This is a genomic window from Mycobacterium sp. GA-2829 (genome assembly GCF_001499965.1).
Lineage (GTDB): Bacteria > Actinomycetota > Actinomycetes > Mycobacteriales > Mycobacteriaceae > Mycobacterium.
This window is the reverse complement of the sequence record NZ_LQIT01000041.1, coordinates 25656-46568: the sequence shown is the minus strand read 5'-3', so window position 1 is coordinate 46568 and position 20913 is coordinate 25656. Positions and strand designations below refer to the sequence as shown.

The 20913-nt window shown below is 66.8% G+C and carries 25 protein-coding genes; 10 read left to right on the top strand and 15 right to left on the bottom strand.

Translation table 11 applies throughout. The features are described from left to right. The first annotated feature begins 189 nt into the window (after positions 1-189). Genes AU194_RS22510 through pknB form a run of 4 tightly spaced genes read left to right on the top strand, consistent with a single transcriptional unit; the run spans position 190 to position 6279 of the window. Positions 190-1605 carry an FtsW/RodA/SpoVE family cell cycle protein gene (locus AU194_RS22510; protein WP_059091490.1) on the top strand — a complete coding sequence of 472 codons (1416 nt, stop codon included), beginning with the start codon at positions 190-192 and terminating at the stop codon, positions 1603-1605. Beyond that, a complete protein-coding gene (gene pbpA / locus AU194_RS22505) occupies positions 1602-3080 on the top strand; it encodes a D,D-transpeptidase PbpA (RefSeq protein ID WP_059091489.1) in 1479 nt (492 codons plus the stop codon). Before AU194_RS22510 ends, pbpA begins: the two co-directional genes overlap by 4 nt. Then, the gene (locus AU194_RS22500) at positions 3077-4408 is read left to right on the top strand and encodes a protein kinase (protein ID WP_059091488.1); all 1332 of its coding nucleotides are present in this window, start codon (positions 3077-3079) and stop codon (positions 4406-4408) included. Before pbpA ends, AU194_RS22500 begins: the two co-directional genes overlap by 4 nt. Next, positions 4405-6279, top strand: coding sequence for a Stk1 family PASTA domain-containing Ser/Thr kinase (gene pknB, locus AU194_RS22495; RefSeq protein ID WP_059091487.1), 1875 nt, complete (start codon positions 4405-4407; stop codon positions 6277-6279). The genes AU194_RS22500 and pknB overlap by 4 nt, the downstream gene beginning before the upstream one ends. Here pknB and AU194_RS22490 read toward each other — a convergent pair. Beyond that, entirely contained in the window at positions 6257-6931 is a 675-nt protein-coding gene (locus tag AU194_RS22490) for an aminodeoxychorismate/anthranilate synthase component II (RefSeq protein WP_059091486.1), read from the bottom strand. The two genes, pknB and AU194_RS22490, sit on opposite strands and share 23 nt — an antisense overlap. 23 nt (positions 6932-6954) lie before the next feature. Continuing rightward, positions 6955-7791: a DUF881 domain-containing protein gene (locus tag AU194_RS22485; protein WP_082698794.1), complete on the bottom strand. Its 837-nt coding sequence runs from the start codon at positions 7789-7791 to the stop codon at positions 6955-6957. Positions 7792-7856: 65 nt separating this feature from the next. Here AU194_RS22485 and crgA point away from each other — a divergent pair, with 65 nt between their 5' ends. Together crgA and AU194_RS22475 are read left to right on the top strand one after the other, a co-directional pair. Further along, on the top strand, positions 7857-8141 hold the full coding sequence (gene crgA, locus AU194_RS22480) for a cell division protein CrgA (protein WP_059091484.1): 285 nt from the start codon (positions 7857-7859) through the stop codon (positions 8139-8141). A 155-nt stretch (positions 8142-8296) separates the two neighbouring features. Continuing rightward, positions 8297-8716, top strand: a complete 420-nt coding sequence (locus tag AU194_RS22475) for a PH domain-containing protein (protein ID WP_059091483.1) — start codon at positions 8297-8299, stop codon at positions 8714-8716. Between the two features lie 12 nt (positions 8717-8728). Here AU194_RS22475 and AU194_RS22470 read toward each other — a convergent pair whose 3' ends face one another. After that, positions 8729-9265 carry a peptidylprolyl isomerase gene (locus tag AU194_RS22470; protein ID WP_197417714.1) on the bottom strand — a complete coding sequence of 179 codons (537 nt, stop codon included), beginning with the start codon at positions 9263-9265 and terminating at the stop codon, positions 8729-8731. A gap of 88 nt (positions 9266-9353) precedes the next feature. On the opposite strand from AU194_RS22470, the gene cwsA reads away from it, so the two are divergent. Then, positions 9354-9767: a cell wall synthesis protein CwsA gene (gene cwsA / locus AU194_RS22465; protein ID WP_059091481.1), complete on the top strand. Its 414-nt coding sequence runs from the start codon at positions 9354-9356 to the stop codon at positions 9765-9767. 349 nt (positions 9768-10116) lie between these two features. Here cwsA and AU194_RS22460 read toward each other — a convergent pair whose 3' ends face one another. The 7 genes from AU194_RS22460 to AU194_RS22435 all read right to left on the bottom strand — a co-directional run bounded on the left by AU194_RS22460 (position 10117) and on the right by AU194_RS22435 (position 15413). Continuing rightward, positions 10117-10434: a hypothetical protein gene (locus AU194_RS22460; RefSeq protein ID WP_059091480.1), complete on the bottom strand. Its 318-nt coding sequence runs from the start codon at positions 10432-10434 to the stop codon at positions 10117-10119. Then, entirely contained in the window at positions 10434-11282 is an 849-nt protein-coding gene (locus tag AU194_RS22455; RefSeq protein WP_059091479.1) for a phage major capsid protein, read from the bottom strand. Before AU194_RS22455 ends, AU194_RS22460 begins: the two co-directional genes overlap by 1 nt. 119 nt (positions 11283-11401) lie before the next feature. Beyond that, positions 11402-11569 carry a hypothetical protein gene (locus tag AU194_RS31960; protein WP_157576415.1) on the bottom strand — a complete coding sequence of 56 codons (168 nt, stop codon included), beginning with the start codon at positions 11567-11569 and terminating at the stop codon, positions 11402-11404. A gap of 16 nt (positions 11570-11585) precedes the next feature. Continuing rightward, the gene (locus AU194_RS22450; protein WP_059091478.1) at positions 11586-12032 is read right to left on the bottom strand and encodes a hypothetical protein; all 447 of its coding nucleotides are present in this window, start codon (positions 12030-12032) and stop codon (positions 11586-11588) included. Then, the gene (locus AU194_RS22445; protein WP_059091477.1) at positions 12029-12616 is read right to left on the bottom strand and encodes a hypothetical protein; all 588 of its coding nucleotides are present in this window, start codon (positions 12614-12616) and stop codon (positions 12029-12031) included. Before AU194_RS22445 ends, AU194_RS22450 begins: the two co-directional genes overlap by 4 nt. Beyond that, positions 12613-13950, bottom strand: a complete 1338-nt coding sequence (locus AU194_RS22440) for a phage portal protein (RefSeq protein WP_059091476.1) — start codon at positions 13948-13950, stop codon at positions 12613-12615. The genes AU194_RS22445 and AU194_RS22440 overlap by 4 nt, the downstream gene beginning before the upstream one ends. Next, on the bottom strand, positions 13947-15413 hold the full coding sequence (locus tag AU194_RS22435) for a terminase TerL endonuclease subunit (protein ID WP_059091475.1): 1467 nt from the start codon (positions 15411-15413) through the stop codon (positions 13947-13949). Before AU194_RS22435 ends, AU194_RS22440 begins: the two co-directional genes overlap by 4 nt. Positions 15414-15427: 14 nt before the next feature. On the opposite strand from AU194_RS22435, the gene AU194_RS31955 reads away from it, so the two are divergent. Then, positions 15428-15628, top strand: coding sequence for a hypothetical protein (locus tag AU194_RS31955; RefSeq protein ID WP_059091474.1), 201 nt, complete (start codon positions 15428-15430; stop codon positions 15626-15628). A gap of 377 nt (positions 15629-16005) precedes the next feature. Here the strand turns inward: AU194_RS31955 and AU194_RS22425 are convergent, their stop codons facing one another. The 5 genes from AU194_RS22425 to AU194_RS22410 form a co-directional block, all read right to left on the bottom strand. After that, positions 16006-16278, bottom strand: a complete 273-nt coding sequence (locus AU194_RS22425; RefSeq protein ID WP_059091473.1) for a hypothetical protein — start codon at positions 16276-16278, stop codon at positions 16006-16008. Then, positions 16275-16562, bottom strand: a complete 288-nt coding sequence (locus AU194_RS31420; RefSeq protein ID WP_231743538.1) for a hypothetical protein — start codon at positions 16560-16562, stop codon at positions 16275-16277. The genes AU194_RS22425 and AU194_RS31420 overlap by 4 nt, the downstream gene beginning before the upstream one ends. Continuing rightward, on the bottom strand, positions 16559-17956 hold the full coding sequence (locus AU194_RS22420) for an AAA family ATPase (RefSeq protein ID WP_157576411.1): 1398 nt from the start codon (positions 17954-17956) through the stop codon (positions 16559-16561). The genes AU194_RS31420 and AU194_RS22420 overlap by 4 nt, the downstream gene beginning before the upstream one ends. 277 nt (positions 17957-18233) lie before the next feature. Then, positions 18234-18827 (bottom strand): hypothetical protein, encoded by a 594-nt coding sequence (locus AU194_RS22415; RefSeq protein WP_157576408.1) that lies wholly within the window; start codon positions 18825-18827, stop codon positions 18234-18236. Continuing rightward, positions 18827-19039, bottom strand: coding sequence for a hypothetical protein (locus AU194_RS22410; protein WP_059091470.1), 213 nt, complete (start codon positions 19037-19039; stop codon positions 18827-18829). Before AU194_RS22410 ends, AU194_RS22415 begins: the two co-directional genes overlap by 1 nt. 175 nt (positions 19040-19214) lie before the next feature. Between AU194_RS22410 and AU194_RS32285 the strand changes: the two genes are divergently transcribed. Both AU194_RS32285 and AU194_RS22400 read left to right on the top strand, forming a co-directional pair. Further along, complete coding sequence (locus AU194_RS32285) at positions 19215-19724, top strand: helix-turn-helix domain-containing protein (protein ID WP_059091469.1); 510 nt, start codon at positions 19215-19217, stop codon at positions 19722-19724. Continuing rightward, positions 19711-20907, top strand: coding sequence for a tyrosine-type recombinase/integrase (locus AU194_RS22400; RefSeq protein WP_059091468.1), 1197 nt, complete (start codon positions 19711-19713; stop codon positions 20905-20907). The genes AU194_RS32285 and AU194_RS22400 overlap by 14 nt, the downstream gene beginning before the upstream one ends. Positions 20908-20913: the final 6 nt, after the last annotated feature.

Genomic DNA, 20913 nt, shown 5'->3' with positions numbered 1-20913 from the left:
AACCCTGCACCTCCGGCACCCCCACCGTCGGCCGCCCCGACCACCAGCGCCGCCGAGCTGGCCCGGTTCCTCGCCGGCGCCCGAGACCCCCACGACGGTCACCGCGCCGCCGCCCCCACCTCCGTCCCCCACCGTCACACCACTGCCGCCCCCGCCACCACAACCGGGAACGACCTGCCGGGCGGTGTCATGACCACCCAGCCGCAGTCGCCGGTGACGGTCACCCCGCCGCTGCCGAATCGGCGCAACGCCGAGCTGCTACTGCTGGCCTTCGCCGCGGTCATCACCACCGTCGCCCTGCTGATGGTGGAGGCCAACCAGGAACAGGGGATCAGCTGGGACCTGCTGCAGTACGCGGCCGGGTACCTGGCGCTGTTCGGCGGTGCGCACCTCGCGGTGCGCCGGTACGCGCCCTACGCCGATCCGCTGCTGCTGCCCGTCGTCGCGCTGCTCAACGGCCTCGGGCTGGTGATGATCCACCGCCTCGACCTGGCCCAGGGTGAGCTCATCGAACGCGGACTCGGCGGCACCGCCAACCAGCAGATGCTGTGGACGCTGGTCGGTGTCATCGGATTCGCTTGTGTCATCGCGTTTCTCAGTGATCACCGGATGCTGGCCCGCTACGGCTATGTGTGCGGGCTGTCCGGTCTGATCCTGCTCGCCATCCCCGCGGTGCTGCCTGCGTCGATGTCGGAGCAGAACGGCGCCAAGATCTGGATCGAGTTGCCGGGCTTCTCGATTCAGCCCGCGGAGTTCTCGAAGATCCTGCTGTTGATCTTCTTCGCGGCGGTCCTGGTCGACAAGCGCGAACTGTTCACCAGCGCGGGCAAGCACTTCCTGTGGATGGATCTGCCCCGCCCGCGCGATCTCGCCCCGCTGCTCGCGGCGTGGATCGCCTCGATCGCGGTGATGGTCTTCGAGAAGGACCTCGGCACCTCGCTGCTGTTGTTCGCGTCGTTCCTGGTGCTGCTCTACGTCGCGACCGAACGGATCAGTTGGGTCGCCATCGGATTGAGCCTGTTCGCGCTGGGAAGCGTGGTGGCGTACAACCTCTTCGGCCATGTGCGGGTGCGGGTGCAGACCTGGCTGGACCCGTTCGCCGACCCCGAGGGCGCCGGCTACCAGATGGTGCAGTCGATGTTCAGCTTCGCCACCGGCGGCATCTTCGGCACCGGTCTGGGCAACGGTCAGCCGGGGACGGTGCCCGCGGCGTCGACGGACTTCATCATCGCCGCCGTGGGTGAGGAACTCGGGCTCGTCGGGTTCTCCGCGGTCCTGATGCTCTACACGATCCTGGTCATCCGCGGGCTGCGCACCGCGATCGCCGTACGCGACAGCTTCGGCAAGCTGCTCGCCGCAGGATTGGCCTCGACGCTGGCGATCCAGCTGTTCATCGTCGTCGGGGGAGTGACGCGGCTGATCCCGCTGACCGGTCTGACCACCCCGTGGATGTCCTACGGTGGATCGTCGCTGCTGGCCAACTATCTGCTACTGGCGATCCTGCTGCGCATCTCGCACGCGGCCCGCAGGCCGATCACCACCAAACCGCCGCAGCAGCAGACGCCGCTCGCCGCCGCCAGCACCGAGGTGATCGACAAGGTATGAACACCTCACTGCGCCGCGTCGCCATCACGATCATGGTGTTGATCGTGCTGTTGCTCGGCAACGCCACCATCACCCAGGTCTTCACCGCCGACGGTTTGCGGACCGATCCGCGCAACCAGCGCGTCCTGCTCGACGAGTACTCACGTCAGCGCGGTCAGATCACCGCGGGCGGGCAGCTGCTCGCGTACTCAGTGGCGACGCCCGGCCGGTTCCGGTTCCTGCGCGTCTACCCCAACGCGGAGGCCTACGCCCCGGTGACCGGGTTCTACTCGCTGACCTACTCGAGCGTCGGCCTCGAACGCGCCGAGGACACCATCCTCAACGGCTCCGACGAGCGGCTGTTCGGCCGCCGCCTCGCCGACTTCTTCACCGGCCGCGACCCGCGCGGCGGCAACGTCGTCACCACGATCAGCCCGCGGGTGCAGCAGGCCGCGTGGGATGCGATGCAGCAGGGCTGCGGCGGCGATCCGTGCAAGGGTTCGGTCGTCGCGCTGGAACCGTCGACGGGCAAGATCCTGGCGATGGTGTCCGCACCGTCCTACGACCCGAACCTGCTGGCCACCCACGACGTCGAAGAGCAGACCGCGGCGTGGCAGCGGCTGCGCGACAACCCGGACAATCCGCTGGTCAACCGCGCGATCTCGGAGACCTACCCGCCTGGGTCCACGTTCAAGGTGATCACCACCGCCGCCGCGCTGGAGAACGGCGCGACCCCGGACACCCAGCTCACCTCCGCCGCGCGCGTGCCGCTGCCGAACAGCACCGTGACGCTGGAGAACTACGGCGGCTCGCCGTGCGGGGGCGGGCCGACCGCACCTCTGCGCGAGGCGTTCGCCCGCTCGTGCAACACCGCCTTCGTCGAGCTCGGCCTCGACACCGGTGCCGAAGCGCTGAAGAGCACCGCCGCCGACTTCGGCTTCGACACCCCGACCGCGCCGATCCCGTTGCAGGTCGCCGAGTCCACGGTCGGGCCCATCATCGACGGCGCGGCGCTGGGGATGTCGAGCATCGGGCAGCGGGACGTGGCGTTGACTCCGCTGCAGAACGCGATGGTCGCTGCCACCGTCGCCAACGAAGGGGTGACCATGCGGCCCTACCTGGTGGACAGCCTCCGGGGACCCGACCTGGCTAACCTGACCACGACCGAGCCGGTGGAAGAGCGCCGGGCGGTGTCACCGCAGGTCGCGGCTACACTGACGGATCTGATGGTCGGCGCCGAGCAGCAGACGCAGCAGAAGGGAGCCATCGCCGGCGTGCAGATCGCTTCGAAGACAGGCACTGCGGAGCACGGGTCTGATCCCCGTAACACCCCGCCGCACGCGTGGTACATCGCGTTCGCGCCCGCACAGGCTCCCAAGGTCGCCGTCGCCGTCCTGGTCGAGAACGGTGGCAACCGGCTGTCGGCCACCGGCGGTCAGGTCGCCGCGCCGATCGGTCGCGCCACCATCGCCGCCGCGCTGAGGGAGGGCTCATGAGTGCCCGCGTGGGTGTCACCCTGTCCGGCCGCTACCGCCTGCAGCGGCTCATCGCCACCGGCGGTATGGGTCAGGTGTGGGAGGCCGTGGACAGCCGCCTGGGCCGCCGCGTCGCCATCAAGGTCCTCAAGGCCGAGTACTCCACCGATCCGGAGTTCGTCGAACGGTTCCGCGCCGAGGCGCGCACCGTCGCGATGCTCAACCACCCCGGCATCGCGAGCGTGTACGACTACGGCGAGACCGATATGGACGGCGAGGGCCGCACCGCCTACCTCGTCATGGAGCTCGTCAACGGCGAACCGCTGAACTCGGTGCTCAAACGCACCGGCCGGCTGTCGCTGCGGCATGCGCTGGACATGCTCGAGCAGACCGGCCGCGCGCTGCAGGTCGCGCACACCGCGGGGCTGGTGCACCGCGACGTGAAACCCGGCAACATTCTCATCACCCCGACCGGGCAGGTGAAGCTCACCGACTTCGGCATCGCCAAGGCCGTCGACGCCGCACCCGTGACGCAGACCGGCATGGTGATGGGCACCGCCCAGTACATCGCCCCCGAACAGGCCCTCGGCCACGATGCCACCGCCGCCAGCGACGTGTACGCGCTCGGTGTCGTCGGCTACGAATCGGTGTCCGGTAAGCGACCGTTCACCGGCGACGGTGCGTTGACCGTCGCGATGAAGCACATCAAGGAGACCCCGCCGCCGCTGCCCGCGGATCTGCCGCCGAATGTGCGGGAGCTGATCGAGATCACGCTCGTGAAGAACCCGGGCATGCGGTACCGCTCCGGCGGCCCGTTCGCCGACGCGGTGGCCGCAGTGCGTTCCGGACGGCGTCCACCGCGGCCGAACCAGGCGCCGACGCTCGGCCGCGCCACGCCGGCGGCCGTGCCGTCGGCCGCGCAGGCCCGCGCCGCCGCCGACCTGACCGGACGCGCGCCGGTCACCGCCGCCCGCGCCAGGCCCACCGGCGCGATCCACCGGCCGCCGCCCCCGCGGCGCACCTTCTCCTCGGGTCAGCGTGCGCTGCTGTGGGCGGCAGGCGTGCTGGGTGCGCTCGCGATCGTCATCGCGATCCTGATCGTCCTCAACGCCCAGGACCGCAAGGACCGCGAGGTGCCGCCGCCGACGGTGACCAACACGATCACCGAGACCACGCCCTACGAATCACCCGCGGCCATGCCCGACCGGATGCCCGATTGGACCTCTTCTGCGGTCATCGGTCATCGTGGAGACAACCACGGGACCGCCGGTCCCGACGCGGCTGCTGCTTCCGCGCACCTCAGGGCGCTGTCCGCCCCAGCACAGACATGGCTTCGAGCACAGACATGACCACCCCACAGCACCTGTCCGACCGCTACGAACTGGGCGAGATCCTCGGCTTCGGCGGGATGTCGGAAGTCCACCTCGCCCGCGATACGCGCCTGCACCGCGACGTCGCGATCAAGGTGCTGCGCGCCGACCTCGCCCGCGACCCGAGCTTCTACCTCCGGTTCCGCCGCGAGGCGCAGAACGCGGCCGCGTTGAACCACCCAGCGATCGTCGCGGTCTACGACACCGGTGAGGCCGAGACGCCGACCGGACCGCTGCCCTACATCGTCATGGAGTACGTCGACGGAGTGACGCTGCGCGACATCGTGCACTCCGAGGGGCCGATGCCGCCGAAGCGGGCACTCGAGGTCATCGCCGACGCCTGCCAGGCGCTGAACTTCAGTCACCAGCACGGCATCATCCACCGCGACGTCAAACCCGCCAACATCATGATCAGCAAGACCGGCGCGGTGAAGGTGATGGATTTCGGCATCGCCCGCGCGCTGGCCGACTCGAGCAGCGTCACCCAGACCGCCGCCGTCATCGGCACCGCGCAGTACCTGTCCCCGGAACAGGCCCGCGGCGAGAAGGTCGACGCCCGCTCCGACGTGTACTCGCTCGGGTGTGTGCTCTACGAGATCCTGACCGGGGAGCCGCCGTTCGTCGGCGACTCGCCGGTGGCCGTCGCGTACCAGCACGTCCGGGAGGATCCGGTGCCGCCGTCGCAGCGGCACGAGGGCGTCTCGCGTGACCTCGACGCGGTGGTGCTCAAGGCGCTGGCGAAGAACCCGGACAACCGCTACCAGACGGCCGCCGAACTGCGCGCCGACCTGGTCCGCGTGCACAGCGGGGAAGCCCCTGAGGCGCCGAAGGTGTTCACCGACGCCGAGCGCACCTCGATGCTGGCCGCCGCACCGCATCCCGACCGCACCGAACCGATCGGCCACATGCCGCGGCCCGAACCGCGGCTGGCGCAGCAGAACCGGGGCGGGTCGATCGGCCGGTGGATCGTCGCGGTCGCGGTGCTCGCGATCCTGACCGTCGTCGTCGCCGTCGCGATCAACACCTACGGCGGCGAGACCCGTGCCGTGCAGGTGCCCGATGTGCGCGGTGAGGTCTCCGCGGAGGCCATCGCCCAGCTGCAGAACGCCGGCTTCGCGGTGCGCACCCAGCAGGAACCGAACTCCGAGGTCCCGCCCGACCACGTGATCGGCACGTCGCCGGAGGCGAACTCCGAGGTCGACGCGGGTGAGGAGATCACCCTCAACGTCTCCACCGGGCCCGAGCAGCGCGAAGTGCCCGACGTGAAATCGCTGACCTACGCCGAGGCGGTGCGCAAACTCACCGACGCGGGCTTCGGGCGGTTCCGGCAGCAGGCCTCGCCGTCGACCCCGGAACTCAAGGACCGGGTGATGGCCACCAACCCGCCGGCCAACCAGACCTCGGCGATCACCAACGAGATCACGATCATCCTCGGCTCCGGCCCGCAGAGCCGCGCCGTGCCCGAGGTCGTCGGCCAGTCGGTGGAGTCGGCCCAGCAGATCCTCACCGCATCCGGATTCAGCAATTCGGTGCCCGCCGAGGTGGACAGCACCGAACCGGCGGGCCAGGTGATCGGCACCAGCCCGACGGCGGGGGAGAACGTGCCGGTGGACACGCTGATCCAGCTGCAGGTGTCGCGCGGCAACCAGTTCGTGATGCCCGACCTGACGGGTCAGTTCTGGACCGACGCCGAACCCCGGCTACGGGCACTCGGCTGGACCGGTGTGCTCGACAAGGGCGGCGACGTGCAGAACAGCGGTCAGCGCACCAACGCGGTCGTCCGGCAGAACCCGCCCGCGGGCAGCGGTGTGAACTTCAACAGCAGGATCACGCTGAATTTCGCGTCGTAGCCGCGGCGACCGTGGTGGCGACCTCGTCCTCGAGGCGGCGGACCAGCGCCTCGTCCGGGGCGCTGCCGCAATAGCCGAGCCAGTTGGCCAGCATGCGGTGGCCGCCCTCGGTGAGGATCGATTCGGGATGGAACTGCACGCCGTGGATCGGCAGCTCGGTGTGCCGCACACCCATGATCACGCCGCCCGGCGTGCGGGCGGTGACCTCGAGTTCGTCGGGCACGGTGTCGGGCAGGATCGTCAGCGAGTGGTAGCGGGTCGCGGTGAACGGATCCGGCAGCCCGCGCAGCACCCCGTCGTTCGTGTGGTGCACGACGCTGGTCTTGCCGTGCAGGAGTTCGGGGGCGCGGTCGACGGTGCCGCCGAACGCGACGCCGATGGCCTGGTGGCCGAGGCACACGCCCAGCAGGGGAGTGCTCGCCTCCGCGCACGCGTGCACCAGCGGGATCGACGCGCCCGCGCGCTCCGGGGTGCCGGGGCCGGGGCTCAGCAGCACCCCGTCGAACTCGTCGGCGGCCTTGGCGATGTCGGCGTCGGTGCGCAGGCGGTCGTCGTCGTTGCGCCAGACCGTGACGTCCACCCCGAGCTGTCCGAGGTACTGGACGAGGTTGAACACGAAGCTGTCATAGTTGTCGACGACCAGAAACTGCATTCGCCCAGGTTACATGCGGTCGTTCAGTACCCCAGGGGACCGAGGGGTTTCGCGAACCGCATCCGCACCGGTTCGGTGTGACCGACGAGTTCGACCTCGCCGCGCGGTTCCTCGGTGTAGCCGAGGCCGAACCGCATCACGTACTGCCGGTAAAGCGACACCAGCGGCGACGCCGCCAGCGCGGCCTGCATCGCCTCGGCGTCCCCGATCGCGGTGATCACGTACGGCGGGCTGTAGGTGCGGCCGTTGAGCAGCAGCGTGTTGCCGACGCAGCGGGGCGCCGAGGTGGCGATGATCCGCTGGTCCTGCATCTGGACGCCCTCGGCGCCCGCACTCCACAGTGCGTTGAGGACGGCCTGGATGTCCTGCTGGTGCACCACCAGATCGTCGGGGGCAGCGTCGCGCGGGAAGCGGCCCTCGGCGTCGCGGTGGGCGTCGTCGAGGGTGACGACCAGCCCCGGCCCCTTCATCGGGTCGATGCCCACTCCGACGGCGAGCGCCGCGGACCGGTTGGTGATGGCGGCCAGGGCGGCGTCGGCGCCCGGGCTGCCGCCGTGGTGACCGTCGACCTCGGCGGCGAGGGTATCCCGTTCGGCGCCGAGCAGGTCGACCGACTGTTGCGCCTCGCGGACCAGGTCGACCAGGCGGGGTGCGTCGCTGCGCCGGATCTCGTCGCCGCCGGAGACCCCGTGGGTGGCCGCCAGCAACAGCCCCGCCGCCAGGCACACCAGGGGCACCCCGAACCGCCACGCGGAGCGCCGTCCGGTGGCGGGACGCCCGGGTGCTGCGGGGACCGTCGCCTCCGTGGGCGGCCGATCCCGATCCGGTCCTGCGTTAGGCTCTGGGGGCATCCGCACCATCGTCGCATTTCGGAGCCGGTCAGCGCACCGGGGGAAGTGCGACACCGACCGCCACGAAGGTGACCATGCCCAAGTCGAAAGTCCGCAAGAAGAACGACTTCACCATCAACCCGGTGAGCCGGACTCCGGTGAAGGTGAAGGCCGGGCCGTCGAGCGTGTGGTTCGTCGCGCTGTTCGTCGGCTTGATGATCATCGGCCTGATCTGGCTGCTGGTGTTCCAGCTCGCCGCCACCAACCCGATCGACGCCCCGGGATTCCTGCAGTGGATGTCCGACCTCGGCCCGTGGAACTACGCGATCGCGTTTGCCTTCATGATCTCGGGTCTGTTGCTCACGATGCGTTGGCGCTGACCCCGGAAACCGGCCAGATGAATTCATCTCAGCCGGCTCCCACCGGTATCACAGCAACTTCAGGCGCCTGCAATCACAACCGTGTAGTTCATCCCCATTGGGGATAGCACCTGTGGATAACCTCATCGGCAACGGTAAGAGGGTGTGGACAACTCATGCAGCAAACTGAGTGGAGCCCGCGACCGCTCGGAATAGCAGGTTGCGGGCTCGTGGGAATCCTGATGGCTATCGTCTGTGTGACTGTCGTCACAGATGCGCCAGGACGTGTCATCACGGGGATTGCCGCAGTGGGACTGATCACGTTTGCAATCTTGTCGTGGCGTGCGCGGCCGAAGCTGGCAATCACCACCGAAGGCGTCGCAATCCGCGGTTGGCGGAATACGCAGGTGCTGACGAACGCCGAGATCAAGCTCGTCCGGATCACGGAGTTCCGGCGGCTGGCGCGTAAGACGCGGCTACTGGAGATCGACACAGCCGACGACCGGCTGCACGTGTTCACCCGGTGGGATCTGGGAACCGACCCACTCGAGGTGCTCGACGCCCTCACTGCGGCCGGCTACACCGGCGCGCAGTGAGGCGTCAGTCGGTCAGCTGATGGTGACCGACTCGATGACCACGGGATCGGTCGGACGGTCGTTACGGTCGGTCGCCGTGTTGGCGATCGCGTCGACGACCTTCTGCGACTCCTCGTCGACGACCTCACCGAAGATGGTGTGCCGCCGGTTGAGGTGCGGGGTCTGGCCGACGGTGATGAAGAACTGCGAACCGTTGGTGCCCGGTCCGGCGTTGGCCATGGCCAGCAGGTAGGGCTTGTCGAACTGCAGCTCGGGGTGGAACTCGTCGGCGAACTGGTAACCCGGCCCGCCGCGGCCGGTGCCGGTCGGGTCGCCGCCCTGGATCATGAAGCCCGAGATGACACGGTGGAACACGGCGCCGTCGTAGAACGGGCCGGACGTGCTGCCCGAGGCGTTCTCGCCCTGGTAGTCCTTCGTGCCCTGGGCCAGTCCGACGAAATTCGACACCGTCTTCGGTGCGTGGTTTCCGAACAGGGCGATCTTGATGTCGCCACGATTGGTGTGCAGGGTGGCCGTCGCGGTCTGAATGGGGCTCGTCACGAAAGTCAGTCTGCCATCCGCCGATTGCGTGTCGTCACCGCACCCGGTGATGGCAGGCTGTACGTGCCCGACCCGGCACCGCGAGAGAGGTATCCGCATGAGCCCCGCACCCCTGACATCGCGCCAGCGGCTGGCCCGCGGCCTGACGTACACCGCGCTCGGGCCCGTCGACGTGACCCGCGGCGCGCTGGGGGTGAGCACGGACACCGCCCGGGCGACGGCCGCCGAACTGCGCAGGCGCTACCGCAGCGGTCAGCTTCGCCGCGAACTGGCCACCGCGCAGCAGACCCTGGTGGCCGAGCTCGCGGCCGCGCAGGAGGCCGTCAGCAGCCTTCCCGAGGTCCTCACCGGAGCCCGGGTGAAGAACAAGCGGCGTAAGCGCCTGCTGATCGTCGGGGTGGGTGCGGGTGTGCTCGCCGTCGGCGCAGTGAGCTTCTCGATCCTGCGCCGCTCGATGCAGCCGGAGCCGTCGCCGCTGCCGCCGAGTGTGGACGTCGCCCCCAAGCCCTGACGTCACGAGGGCTGGAGCCTGCCGAGGAAGGGGCGGATGTGGCGATGAACGCCTCGAGCCGATCCATCTGGCGCGGTGTGCCAAAAAGAGTGGAGCCTAGGAGATTCGAACTCCTGACATCTGCCTTGCAAAGGCGAATCACGGTGCTGTTCAGGTGATTCCACACGCGGTTTCCTGCGAAATCACCTCAGTGTGATTCACCGGAGATAACTGTAACTGTGGTCAAATTGTGGTCACGGTGTGGTCGGCCCGGCGCAGGAATCCACTCTCAGACGCCATATGTCCGGTCGTGGTGAACCCTTGCCCCTCGAAAGGAGTGAAGCGGGGTTTGACGCCAGGCCGACCTGATCTACATCGCGCGCCTGCGGTACCGGTTGAGGACGAACAGCTCGGCGAGCGTCCAGCCCTGGAAAGCTCCCCGCACTGACTGGGTGAACTGGCCGGCGGTGGCGTCGTGAGCGATCCCGGATGGGTTGGACACCATGCGAGCCGAGGCGGTGACGATCACGGCGTCCAACTCCTCGTTTGACTCCCATCCGGGACCGCCACGCACGTAGGCCCGAACCATCACTGTGACGATAGGGACGGCCTGCTGGGCGATGGCCAGGGTGGCCGCGTCTTCGGGTTTCCCGAGGAACGCGGCCACCTGCTCGGCTTCAACAGCCACTAGCTGCCGTCCGTGTCCAGGACGATGACGCCCTCGGGGTGCAGCAGGCCGAGGTCATAACGAGTCACGACCCTCAAACCGACCTGATCAAACTCGGCGTAGCGTTCCGTGAGGACCGTGACCGAGGGTGCGATGTCGCGGGCGATGGCCACCTGGGACATGTCGGCCAGGACCGCCTGGCCTTCAGCCAGCTTGTTGGTAACGACCACCTCCAAGCCAAAGAGCCGGTAGGTGGCGTCCTTGGTCAGGTCCGACTCGAGGACGTACTTCTTGCTTCCAGAATTGTTCTCTTTTACCTTGCGGAGCTTGATGAAGTCCGCGCCGTTGATGAACCACCGGTTCGGGTTGGCCTCGGCGGCGACGGCCAAGCCGATGGCGTCCATGAGGCTGTCCGGGTCGGTGGGGTCCCAGTCGGAGGTCTGGACGTTGGGCTGGTTGATGAAGCCGGTGATCGTGTCGGAGGTGCCGGTGCCCTTGAGCAGTGCGTCGTCGAGGGCGTCGGAGACATCCTTGACGAGGCGGGCCTTGAGGACTGCGTCGATGCCGAGCACCGACTGGCGGACCAGCTCGTTGGTGTACTTCAGGATCGTCTTGATGCTCTTGCGTTCGGTCGGCATCAGGACGAGTTCGTCGAAGTCGACGTCGGCAGTGTCGGGGATCAGCTGGCCTTCCCCGACGAACGTGGGGGTAGAGCCGGACACGAGCTTGGGGATGCGCAGCACGCCGCTGGTGTCGAAGATCCGCGGTCCGCTGGAGAGGACGACGCTGGCGGCTTCGAGGGGTTGGACGAGGAGATTGGCTACCTGGTCAGCGAGAAGCTCGGGATTGGCGGCAGTTGTTTCAGTCATGGAATGTCCTTGTGACAGCGTGACTTTGAGTCACGTAGTGGATTCAGGGAACCCGTGTCACCAGGACAGCGATGGGGCCGGCCACCAGGACCGACCCCATCAGCATACCCCGGGGGGGTTTATGACTGCGACACTCGCTCGATTGAGGTCACGCTCGTCGTCGGCAGTGCGAAAACCTTCTCGTCGGCCGGAGAAAAGAACACCACGAGCGACTCCACCTCCCGGAAGTTCTTCGCCTCGACCGTCTTCTCTGACTCGTACCCCTTGTTGATCACGAACTGCGCCACGTTGACACCTTCCCCTTTAGCTGGCTTTGCCGCGCAGGATTGCGGCGAGGTCGACGGTACCGCCGGGGGGTGACACGCCCTGGCCGATGTCGCCGACGGGGCGGCGGCTAGCAAGGTGCGGTTTGCGTGCCAGCAGGTCGTCGATGGCTGCGGTCATCTTGTCGGGCTCGGCAAGATGGTCCTCGTCGAAGGGCATGTCGGTGGGGTCGGCTAGCCTGCCGGTTGCCCTGACGAGTTCGGTGTGGAGGCGCTGTGCGTAAACGTCGGCCTTCTGGGCGCGCTGCCGGTACTTGCCGTTCTCCTGGCGCAGATCCTCGACGTAGGCGCGGGGGAAGGTGTCCGGCTCATCATCGGCATTGGGAGATACCCCCACATCGCCGTCGGCGGCTTGCTCGGTATTTCGGATTTCCGAATCTGTTTCGGCCGCTTCGTTGATCTCGTTGTCGGGATTGTCGTCGGTCATGCTGCGCTCCTTCTGAGTTGGCGGGTGTAGCCGGTGGACTTGATGTCCTCGGCGAGGACGATGCGGGGTTGGCAGTTGCAGCCCTTGTGTCGCTGGAAGGGGTGTTCCTTGGGCCAGATTCGGCCCTCTCGCCACCACCAGGTGCAGAGCTGGCAGGGGTCGGCGTCCATCTGCCGGGTCCAGCCCTCGACGAGCTGCTGGGACTGCATGGCTTCGTGGATGCCGTTCTGGGCGGCCTCGAGGGATTCACTGCGGGCCAGGCGGGACAGGCGCATCTCGGCGTCGGCCTGCTCGGTCAGCACAGTGTGCACGGCGGTGATGAGGCGTTCGGAGTCATCGGTGGGGAGGACCCCGACCGAGCGGGTCGCAACCCCGGTGAGTTCTTCGATCTGGGCGGTGAGCCAGAGATCTCCGAGGGTGACTGCGGCGGCGGTGGCGCGGTTGATGATGCCGCCGATGATCAGCATGGCGTCTTCCATGCTGATCTGACCGGCCGTGTACGCGGCGTACACGGTCAGCACCTCTTGTTGGGTCGTGGCGGCCAGCGTCGCGGTACTGACCTGGAACTCCTCGACGGCTGTCATGCCGACCTCGGCAGGGCTTGCAGATCGACGGCGACGGTGTCGAGAGCTTCGGCGCGGCGGGCGGCACGGATCTTGGCGATCTCGTCGTCGGAGTAGCCGAGTTTGGCGAGCGCGTAGGAGGCGGGCAGCAGGCCAGCGGTGTGCAGTTTGACCACGGCGTCGGCTTCCTGCGCGACGGAGCGGGTGGCGGCGTCGGCCCACTGAACCCGGACGTCGATCTGGTTGGGGTCGCGCCCATCTCGGACGGCGATCATCAGTTTGGCGACCTGCTCCCACGCTCGCCCGAATGTCGCCTGCCTTGCCTCAGCGCGGGCCGTGAGCGATGCCTCAGCGGCGCGGAGAGCATCGGCGGAGGCGGGGTTGTCGGTGAATACCCCGACGTAGTGCGCGGGCAGGGTGGACACGGCCATGATCTGTCCGAGGATCACTCGAACCGACGCTTCGTACCCGCCGAGGTCGGCGGCGGCGAGTTGACCGAACTTCGCGCCCTCCTCCTCGGCGATCATCGCGCGATTGCCCTCGGGGATCGGGTTGACTTCGGTCATCACCGGCTCGTTGTTCTCGTCGAGGACGGGGTTGCCGTCGTCGTCGAGGACGGGCTTCTCCGTCAGTTCAACACCAGTTGCCCAGCGGCGCGGCCGGCCGGTGTATTCGGAGGTGACCATCATGTCGAGCAGGCTCTTGTTGAGAGCGTCCACGAGCGGCATCAGGTCGTCGAGTTCGGACAGTCCGCGCCCGTCGAGGATGCGGTCACTGTTTCGGATCTGCACGACCGGCACCACTCCCAGCGGGTTGGCGATCTCCTCCACCGGTTGGAACCCGTTGATAGTGGCGCCCGTCGCATTCGCGCGTAGGCGGACGATTCGGTCAGGCATGTAGTGGACCGCCTCGGTGGTGGTCGCGGTTTCCCACCGCTTCACCGCGGCCAGGATCTGCCTGGTTCCCGGATCGCACTGCACAGCAACCTGTTTCGCGGATTCGATGGTGACCTTGGGCCGGCCGAACGTGTCGGCCCACACCATCGCGTAGGAGTCGCCCAACAGCAGGGCTTCACGGTGCGCAGTTCCGGAGAGCTGGTCGAGGTCACAGCGGATCCAGTCATCCCAGAGGGCGGGGTCGGAGAACCCGGTGATGCGGAGGCGCTCCGCGAGGGCGGTGATCGACAGGCGGCAGATGTTGGACGCCATGCGCCCGAACCGGTTACCCAAGGCGACCTTCGATTCCGGGGACAGGAACGCCGCGCCCTGCATGCCGGTGTAGTAACGGTCCAGCATCGAGTACCGGGCCACCGGTTCATCGAGCTTTTGGAGGAGTTGTGTCAGTTGGTCATTCATGCTGCGAAGCTCACCGCTTTCTTTCGTTTCTTATGGGTAGCGCGCCAGGTGGCGCGTGAGTGCGCCATGACAAGGCAAGCGGCGCAGTCGATTTTGCGGGCGTTCCGGGAACGGGACGCTTTGTCCAGTCGCATGCCCCGGGGGTCTTCCCGGATCACCGCGGCGGCGACGTGGGCGGCCAGCGTGGAGTTTCCTGAGTGGGTCAGGTCGCCGTTCACGCACGCCTTGTACAGATCTGTGGTGGCCGCGGTCAGCCGGGACGGCGAGTGAGGGAATTCGACCACCGGTAGACGCTCGGACTCCAACGCCTGCAGGGTGCGGGTGAAACGGAACGGGTCCGCCACGATCTCCTGTACCCGCCACTTTTTTGCCGACTGCCGAATAACTTCCTCGACCTCGGCGACCGGCACCCGGTAGTCGGGGTCGCCCTTCGGGTCCCACACCCGCACCACATCGAAATGTGGTTGCGCAGAGACCGTCCCGACCAATAGCGCTGTGGTATCGCCGTTGTAGGAGCCGTCCAGAGCCAGGACCACGTCCAGGCCGTGCGGCACGTCCTTCCCCGTCGACAGGGACTCCCACACCCCTGGCGGAAGGAACGCGTTGTCCGTGTCGATCGGCAACTGACACAACCGGGCTCGCCGGAACGTCGCTTCCCGCGTCTTCGGCGGCAACAATGCATACAGGGCGTCGCGGTGCAGGAAGTCGTCCAGTGCGGGATTGGCAAGCTCCCAGCAGTGCTGACAATCGGGTGGGTGGTCCTCGAAACCGGCGGCCGAGAACTCCCGGAACACCAGCGACTTGTCGTCCGGGTTGTCCGCGGCGTAGGACCGCAGATCCAGGAGCACCTGGTCGTCCAGCCGCGGGCCGGGGGTTCCGATAGCGACCAGTACCGAGCGTTCCCGCTTGCCCTGGGCGAGCTGCACCACCTCGAACAGATCTCGGTTGACCACACCGGCCTCGTCGACGATGGCGAGCACGTAGTCCAGCCCCTCGGCGCCAGCCGGTGACGCCGGGTACACCGCGAACGACGAGTCCGTGGACGGGATGACCAAGCGGTCCTTGAACACCTGGCACCGCTCGGCCAGTTCCGGTGACAGCTCGACCATGCGGCGGGCCGCCGAGAACGCCAGATTCGCCTGGCGCTCATCGACGGCGAACACCACCACATTCGCGCCGTCTCCCCAGCAGAAGAACACGTACAGGCCGATAGCTGCGTTCAAGGTGGTCTTGCCTGAACCCCTCGGCAGCATCAATCCCACAGTGCGAGCACCGGAGTCGAGGACGTCTTCAGCGATCTCCACCTGCCACTTGCGGAGGTTCAGCTTTCCCCGCGAGTTCGTGCCCTTCGGCACCCGCAAGAACTTGTCCGCGAACGCCACAAACCGCTCTGACTCCACCTCCGACCGAGGTCGGAAGGGCAGCGGGGAATCGTCAACCGCCGCTTTCGGGCCGGCCTTCACGGCATACTCGCTTCATGATCAGGGTCACCTACATCAATCCCATCCCCGACGATCCCAAGCACATCGAGGAGAACTTCACCGGCTGGAAGTACACCTTCGACCCGAGTGGCGCGCTGATCCTCACGAAGGGCAAGGAGAAGACCGCCTTCGGCCCCGGATTCTGGGTCCGCATCACCGACAACGACGCCCCCGAGGACGGCCTCACTCGCGTGTAACTGGGTGTGTAACGCCCTCTGCGCCTTGCCATCGGTGCTTGGACCTGCGGGTTGAGGGTGATCCCCCTGGGTGGCTCGGTGGCTGCCGGGGCGTGCGGATCCGCGCCGGATGTTGCAGGGGCCGCAGACGACGTCGACGTCGCGCAGGCGGATGGGTTTGCCTTGGGCCTTGCGTGCCCATGCTGATGGCAGGTGGTCGCACTGGAGGTTGTCGGTGGTGCCGCAGTCGGTGCAGAACTTCTGGAGTCGTCGTGCTCGTCGGGAGAGCTGGTCCCATGTCCAGTCGTATCCGCGTTGGCGTCGGTCGCGGGTGTCCTTGAGTTGGTGGTCGGCGCACCGTGTCTGGTCGGTGGGTTCGCCGCAGTCGAGGCAGGGCTTCACTGGCCGTCCTTCAGTTGCGTGATGGCGGCGGAGAGCTTGGCGGGGTCGTTGCAGATTTCGGAGAACTCGGCGGCTTGCTCGAGTAGGTCGGTCCAGTTGTCGCGGCCGAGGAAGTAGCGGTGCCAGCCGTCTTTGGTGGCGACGAGGAGTGAGCCGACGAGGTGTCCTTCGGTGGTGATGCTGAGGCTGAGGCCGACGAGGTCGGCGGGTTCGACGATGGTGTCGGGGGGCAGGGTGTCGGCGAGGTTGACGTACTCGGGCTTGCTCATGGGGTTGGTCCTTTCTCCACTGCGTCGACGAGGGCGTCGGCGAGGGCGATGGCTTGGGCTGGGGTGAGGTTGAGGCCGGCGAAGGAGATGGTGTTGCCGTCTCGGTGGATGGTGGGGATGGCGTCTGCTGGTCGGCAGGTGGTGCAGTAGCCGGTGATGCTGCGGGTGGTAGTGCGGCAGGTTCGGCAGGGCCGGGACTTGTTGGCGCGCCTGCGGGACGCCGGTTGCTGGTCGGCGGGCAGCCAGTAGTCGTCGCCAGGGAAGATCACGCGGCGGGCGGTCATGCTGTCTCCTGTTTGCTGACGCAGCTCAGGTGTGCGTCGCCCTGTCCGCCGACGACAGCCTTGCCGCAGATGTAGCAGCGAGGGACTTCTTGGCCTTTGACGCGGATCGTTCGGCGGCCACTCAGTTCTTGCCGACGTGCATCGAGCGGTGTCGGAGGTGTCAACAGTGGAGACTCCACAGCGCTGGGAGCACCAAGGGAGCACTCTCCTGCACCCTGCTCCCTTGGTCTGATTTCGCCTTCCTGCACCCCTCCTGACGTGCAAGGGAGCAAGGGAGCAGCTGTGTGCACGACAGGGGTGCTCCCTTGGTCGGTGCTCCCTTGGCTTGGAGGGGTTGGCATGGACCAGAACCACGGGCCGTCACCGGAGGGACGCTCGGCCTTGATGCCGAGGCGCTTCTTCGCCCGCTTGGCCTGATCCTTGCTGTATCCGGCTGCGTCGGCCGCAGAGTAGACGTCGTTGGCCTTCTTGGATCCGGTAGCTAGGAAGTCTCTCAGCCAGGCGTCGATGTCGCGGGCGTCGTCACCGTCGCCGCCGGAGAGGATGTCTCTGGCGTCGATGGTGGTGTCGCCGATCCAGCGGACGGTGCCGATCTCGGTTGGGCCGTCGTCGGTGTGGATGACGCCGGTGATGATTTCGCACTCGATGCTGCGTTCGGTGGCCGCGTAGTTGCCCTTCGTGGCCGTGACGATGCGGTGGTTGGTGTCGGGGTCGACGGCCACGGAAAGCACGGAGCGTGCCACCTGGGACCACGCGATGGAGCCGAGCAGCAACTTGCCCGAGTCGTCGCCGGCCCGCTTCCCGAAGTGGCAGATGCCGAGTAGTACTACGTCGTTGCGGGCGGCAAGCGACGCCAGCGGTTCGAGGTATTGGCGGACGGCCACGTCGTCGTTCCCGGAGAACCCGGCGGGCATGTAGCCCTTGCACGGATCGAGCACGATCATGGTCACGTTGTGCTCGCGTATGACGTCCTCGATCCCGGCGAGGTCGAGGGGGAACCGTAAGGCGCCGATCACATTGTCGAGTTCGACGTCGAGGAAGATCACCTTGGTCATGTCCGCGCCCGCCGCGGTAAGACGTGGCGCTTGGGCCTGTTCGCGGGATTCCTCAGAGCCGAGCCAGAGAACTGAGCCACCGGTGAGGGTTTCTCGTGCGGCCCATCCGGCGACGATGGTGGACTTCCCTTGGCCTTCGCGGCCACCGACGAGGGTGATGGCGGCGCGGAGGATGAGGCCAGGTTCCCACCACACCATCGGCTTGAGTTTGACGTCGGAGCCACGGGTGACGATTAGCTTGCGGACAGGGTCGGTGGGGAGTTTGTGAGATGCCGCGGGGGCGGCAGCCCACTGCTGGGCTGCCGCCTTTCCGCGTGCGATCACTTCAGGGTCGGTCAAGCCGCCACCTCCCACAGTTCGGACAGTCGGACGGCGAGGCGCTGTTCATCCCCGCCACGTCGCCACAGGACGCGCATGGCGGCGATGTTCGGGGCCGGCGTCAGCCCTTGACTGAGCAGATGATGAGCGGCGTCTCGGTACCCGTCGACGTACTGCTCAGTGACCTCATCCGGCCGACCACAGCGGCAAACAAGCGGATCCCGGCAACCGCAATTCAGTGGCGCTGACCGGATCGCGATGTACTGCCTCCGCTTCATCTGGGCCAGAACCGATTCGGTCATCGGCGGGCCTCCTGTGCGGCGGTGAGCCGGGAAGCGTGGGAGCCACCGCTACGAGGTTCGCCATCCGCGTCAGCGCACGGCTGGTAAGGCTGGGCCTGGCAGATCGGGCAGCTGACGTCTTCAGCCTCGGCGCGGCACGCCATGCAGGTGAATTCATGCAAGGCACCGGACGATGGCGCTTCGACCCACTGGTCGACTTCGTCGGCGGTTTCGAGGAGAAGAGCTGCTAGCTGCCGCGCCTGCGAGGAATTAATGGCCTCGTTGACGGCGATGCCCAGCCAGATGTGCGGGCCGTCGTCCTGGGACGCCTCGATGGTTCCGTCTGAGTATTGGACGGCGCTGGTCCCAATGACTCCCTCGACGCCGGAGACGCGGCGGTCGCGGCCGGAGAAGATCCGGTAGGGCCGACCTTCGTCGTCTTGCCATCCGTCTTCGCACACGGTGTTGGGCGGCAGCTGCGCGGGGTCAGGGTGTCGTGGCATGATGGTGTTCTCCAATCGGTATTCATCTGCGGGTTGGGTGCAGCAGCTCCCGCTCGACGTTGGCGCGTCGAGGTCCACGGGGGCTGTTGTCGTTTCCGGGGTGTTCATCAGGCGGCGTCACCGCCGATGCGGTTGGCGACCAGGTAGGCCAGAACGTCGGCGCGTGCGTACCGGACTCGGCCTGACACCTTGATCCAAGGGAGCCCGCGGCGGCGGTACCTGTCTTGGGATAGGGCGTCGACTGTGGTCTGCATGACGGCAGCCACTTGGGCGGGGGTCGCCAGCGGCGGCAGATCTTCCGGTGCAAGTAGGTCAGGCATCTCTTTCCTGTCTGTTCAGAAATGGTGGTGGACTGTTCAAAGATGGCAGTGCCCTTACAGAAGATCACACGCCGTGGCCGGTGTCAACAACTGCAACTTGACTGCCATTCTTTGACAGTGGACGATGAGCGCCGTGGCAGGAAAAGAAGCAGCCCGAGGGCCAACAGGAGAGACGGTGGCGACGAGGTTGCGAGAGATCCGGACTTACCTGAACCTCACGTACACCGAGGTATCGGAGCGCTTGACTTCGGTTGGGTGGCCGATCAGCGCGGTCGGCATCCGTCGCATTGAGGATGAGGAGAGGAAGGTAACGGTCGATGACTTGGTGAGTTTGTCTGTCGCCCTGGGGGTTTCGCCGATCAGCCTGCTAGCCGATAACGTCGACGACCCTACTGATTTGGTTGCGGCGACAGGACTGTCTGATCCCATTTCCGCTGAGGAGTTCTGGAAGTGGTTGCGGGCGGATAGGCCGTTACAGGAGCCAGAGGATCGCGCCGCAGCATTGATTGAGTTCACACGGCTGGCCGCCCCTGGTTGGCGCTGGTCGCAGTTCGCGGAGGGGGTCCGGCAGTTGCTTGAACTCAACCAGATCGAGCGAGACCAGAATTCTCCTGATCCTGCTGTGAGAGCAGAAGCCGACCGGCGGATGAAGGAAATGATGGCGGAGACCCTTGGCGACAATTGAGAAGTACGAGACGACGGCGGGTGCTATCAAGTACCGGGTCCGGTACCGGACCCCGGATCATCGGCAGACGACACGTCGCGGGTTCACGACGAAGCGGGACGCGCAGGCGTGGGCGGACCAGCTCGAGGTCGACAAACGCCGTGGCGCGTATGTGGCGCCGGCCGCCGGGCGGGTGAAACTGGGAGAGTACGCCAACGAGTGGCTGCAGTCGAAGCACAATCTCAAGCCGTCGACGAAGGCGCGGTACCAGGTTGTGCTGGATACCTTCGTCGCCGACCACGCGCAGGTGCCTATCGGGGACATCTCGCGGCATCTCGTCCGCGAGTGGGTTGCCGAGTTAAGCGCAGCCCGGTCCCCGGCGACGGTGCACAAGGTGGTGGGGGTGCTGCGGCAGATCTTGGCGATGGCGGTGTCCGACAACCGTCTGGTACTCAATCCGGTGGACGGGGTGGAGTTGCCGTCAGTGGCGACCGTGGAACAGCGCTTCCTCACGCTGGAACAGCTGCACGCCCTCGCGGACGCGGCGGGGGCTTATCGGCCTCTTGTGTACGTACTGGGCACGTGTGGGCTGCGCTTTGGTGAGGCTGCGGAGCTTCGGTGGCGCGATGTCGACCTGGACCGGCTGACGATCCGGATATCGCGATCGGTGGTGCTTGTCGACAACAAGTTCGTGATCGGCTCCCCGAAGGGCGGGAAGGCCCGCACGGTGAGCATGTCGGCCTTTGTCGCGGACTTGCTTGACCTCGACGTTGAAGGCCGAGGTCAAGGCGATCTCGTGTTCCCCGACTCGTCGGGCGGGCACATGCGGGGCAGCAATGTTCGTCGGCGCTGGTGGGCCGACGCGGTCACCGCCGCGAAACTGTTCCCGCGTGCCGTACCCGATCAGGACAGTTCTTCAAGAACAGGTCTTGATGACGGCGTGGTGTACGACTTCAAGATCCACGAGCTGCGGCACACGGCTGCCTCGCTGGCCATCCAGGCGGGCGCGAACATCAAGTCGCTGCAGAACATGCTCGGCCACGAGTCCGCGGCTCTCACGTTGGACCGTTACGGCCACCTGTACGGGTCGGACGTCGAAGCGATCGGGGTCGCGATGAACGCCCTTTTAACTCGCGATTGTGGTCAAAATGTGGTCAGCAGCGATGGCCTGAACGCAGAACAGGCCAGACCTTATAGGGTCTGACCTGCT

Coding starts and splice junctions, on each gene's coding strand:
- AU194_RS22510 (WP_059091490.1), top strand. CDS start 190: ATGACCACCCAGCCGCAGTCGCCGGTGACGGTCACCCCGCCGCTGCCG.
- pbpA (WP_059091489.1), top strand. CDS start 1,602: ATGAACACCTCACTGCGCCGCGTCGCCATCACGATCATGGTGTTGATC.
- AU194_RS22500 (WP_059091488.1), top strand. CDS start 3,077: ATGAGTGCCCGCGTGGGTGTCACCCTGTCCGGCCGCTACCGCCTGCAG.
- pknB (WP_059091487.1), top strand. CDS start 4,405: ATGACCACCCCACAGCACCTGTCCGACCGCTACGAACTGGGCGAGATC.
- AU194_RS22490 (WP_059091486.1), bottom strand. CDS start 6,931: ATGCAGTTTCTGGTCGTCGACAACTATGACAGCTTCGTGTTCAACCTC.
- AU194_RS22485 (WP_082698794.1), bottom strand. CDS start 7,791: ATGGTGCGGATGCCCCCAGAGCCTAACGCAGGACCGGATCGGGATCGG.
- crgA (WP_059091484.1), top strand. CDS start 7,857: ATGCCCAAGTCGAAAGTCCGCAAGAAGAACGACTTCACCATCAACCCG.
- AU194_RS22475 (WP_059091483.1), top strand. CDS start 8,297: ATGCAGCAAACTGAGTGGAGCCCGCGACCGCTCGGAATAGCAGGTTGC.
- cwsA (WP_059091481.1), top strand. CDS start 9,354: ATGAGCCCCGCACCCCTGACATCGCGCCAGCGGCTGGCCCGCGGCCTG.
- AU194_RS22455 (WP_059091479.1), bottom strand. CDS start 11,282: ATGACTGAAACAACTGCCGCCAATCCCGAGCTTCTCGCTGACCAGGTA.
- AU194_RS22450 (WP_059091478.1), bottom strand. CDS start 12,032: ATGACCGACGACAATCCCGACAACGAGATCAACGAAGCGGCCGAAACA.
- AU194_RS22445 (WP_059091477.1), bottom strand. CDS start 12,616: ATGACAGCCGTCGAGGAGTTCCAGGTCAGTACCGCGACGCTGGCCGCC.
- AU194_RS22440 (WP_059091476.1), bottom strand. CDS start 13,950: ATGAATGACCAACTGACACAACTCCTCCAAAAGCTCGATGAACCGGTG.
- AU194_RS31955 (WP_059091474.1), top strand. CDS start 15,428: ATGATCAGGGTCACCTACATCAATCCCATCCCCGACGATCCCAAGCAC.
- AU194_RS22425 (WP_059091473.1), bottom strand. CDS start 16,278: ATGAGCAAGCCCGAGTACGTCAACCTCGCCGACACCCTGCCCCCCGAC.
- AU194_RS31420 (WP_231743538.1), bottom strand. CDS start 16,562: ATGACCGCCCGCCGCGTGATCTTCCCTGGCGACGACTACTGGCTGCCC.
- AU194_RS22415 (WP_157576408.1), bottom strand. CDS start 18,827: ATGAACACCCCGGAAACGACAACAGCCCCCGTGGACCTCGACGCGCCA.
- AU194_RS22410 (WP_059091470.1), bottom strand. CDS start 19,039: ATGCCTGACCTACTTGCACCGGAAGATCTGCCGCCGCTGGCGACCCCC.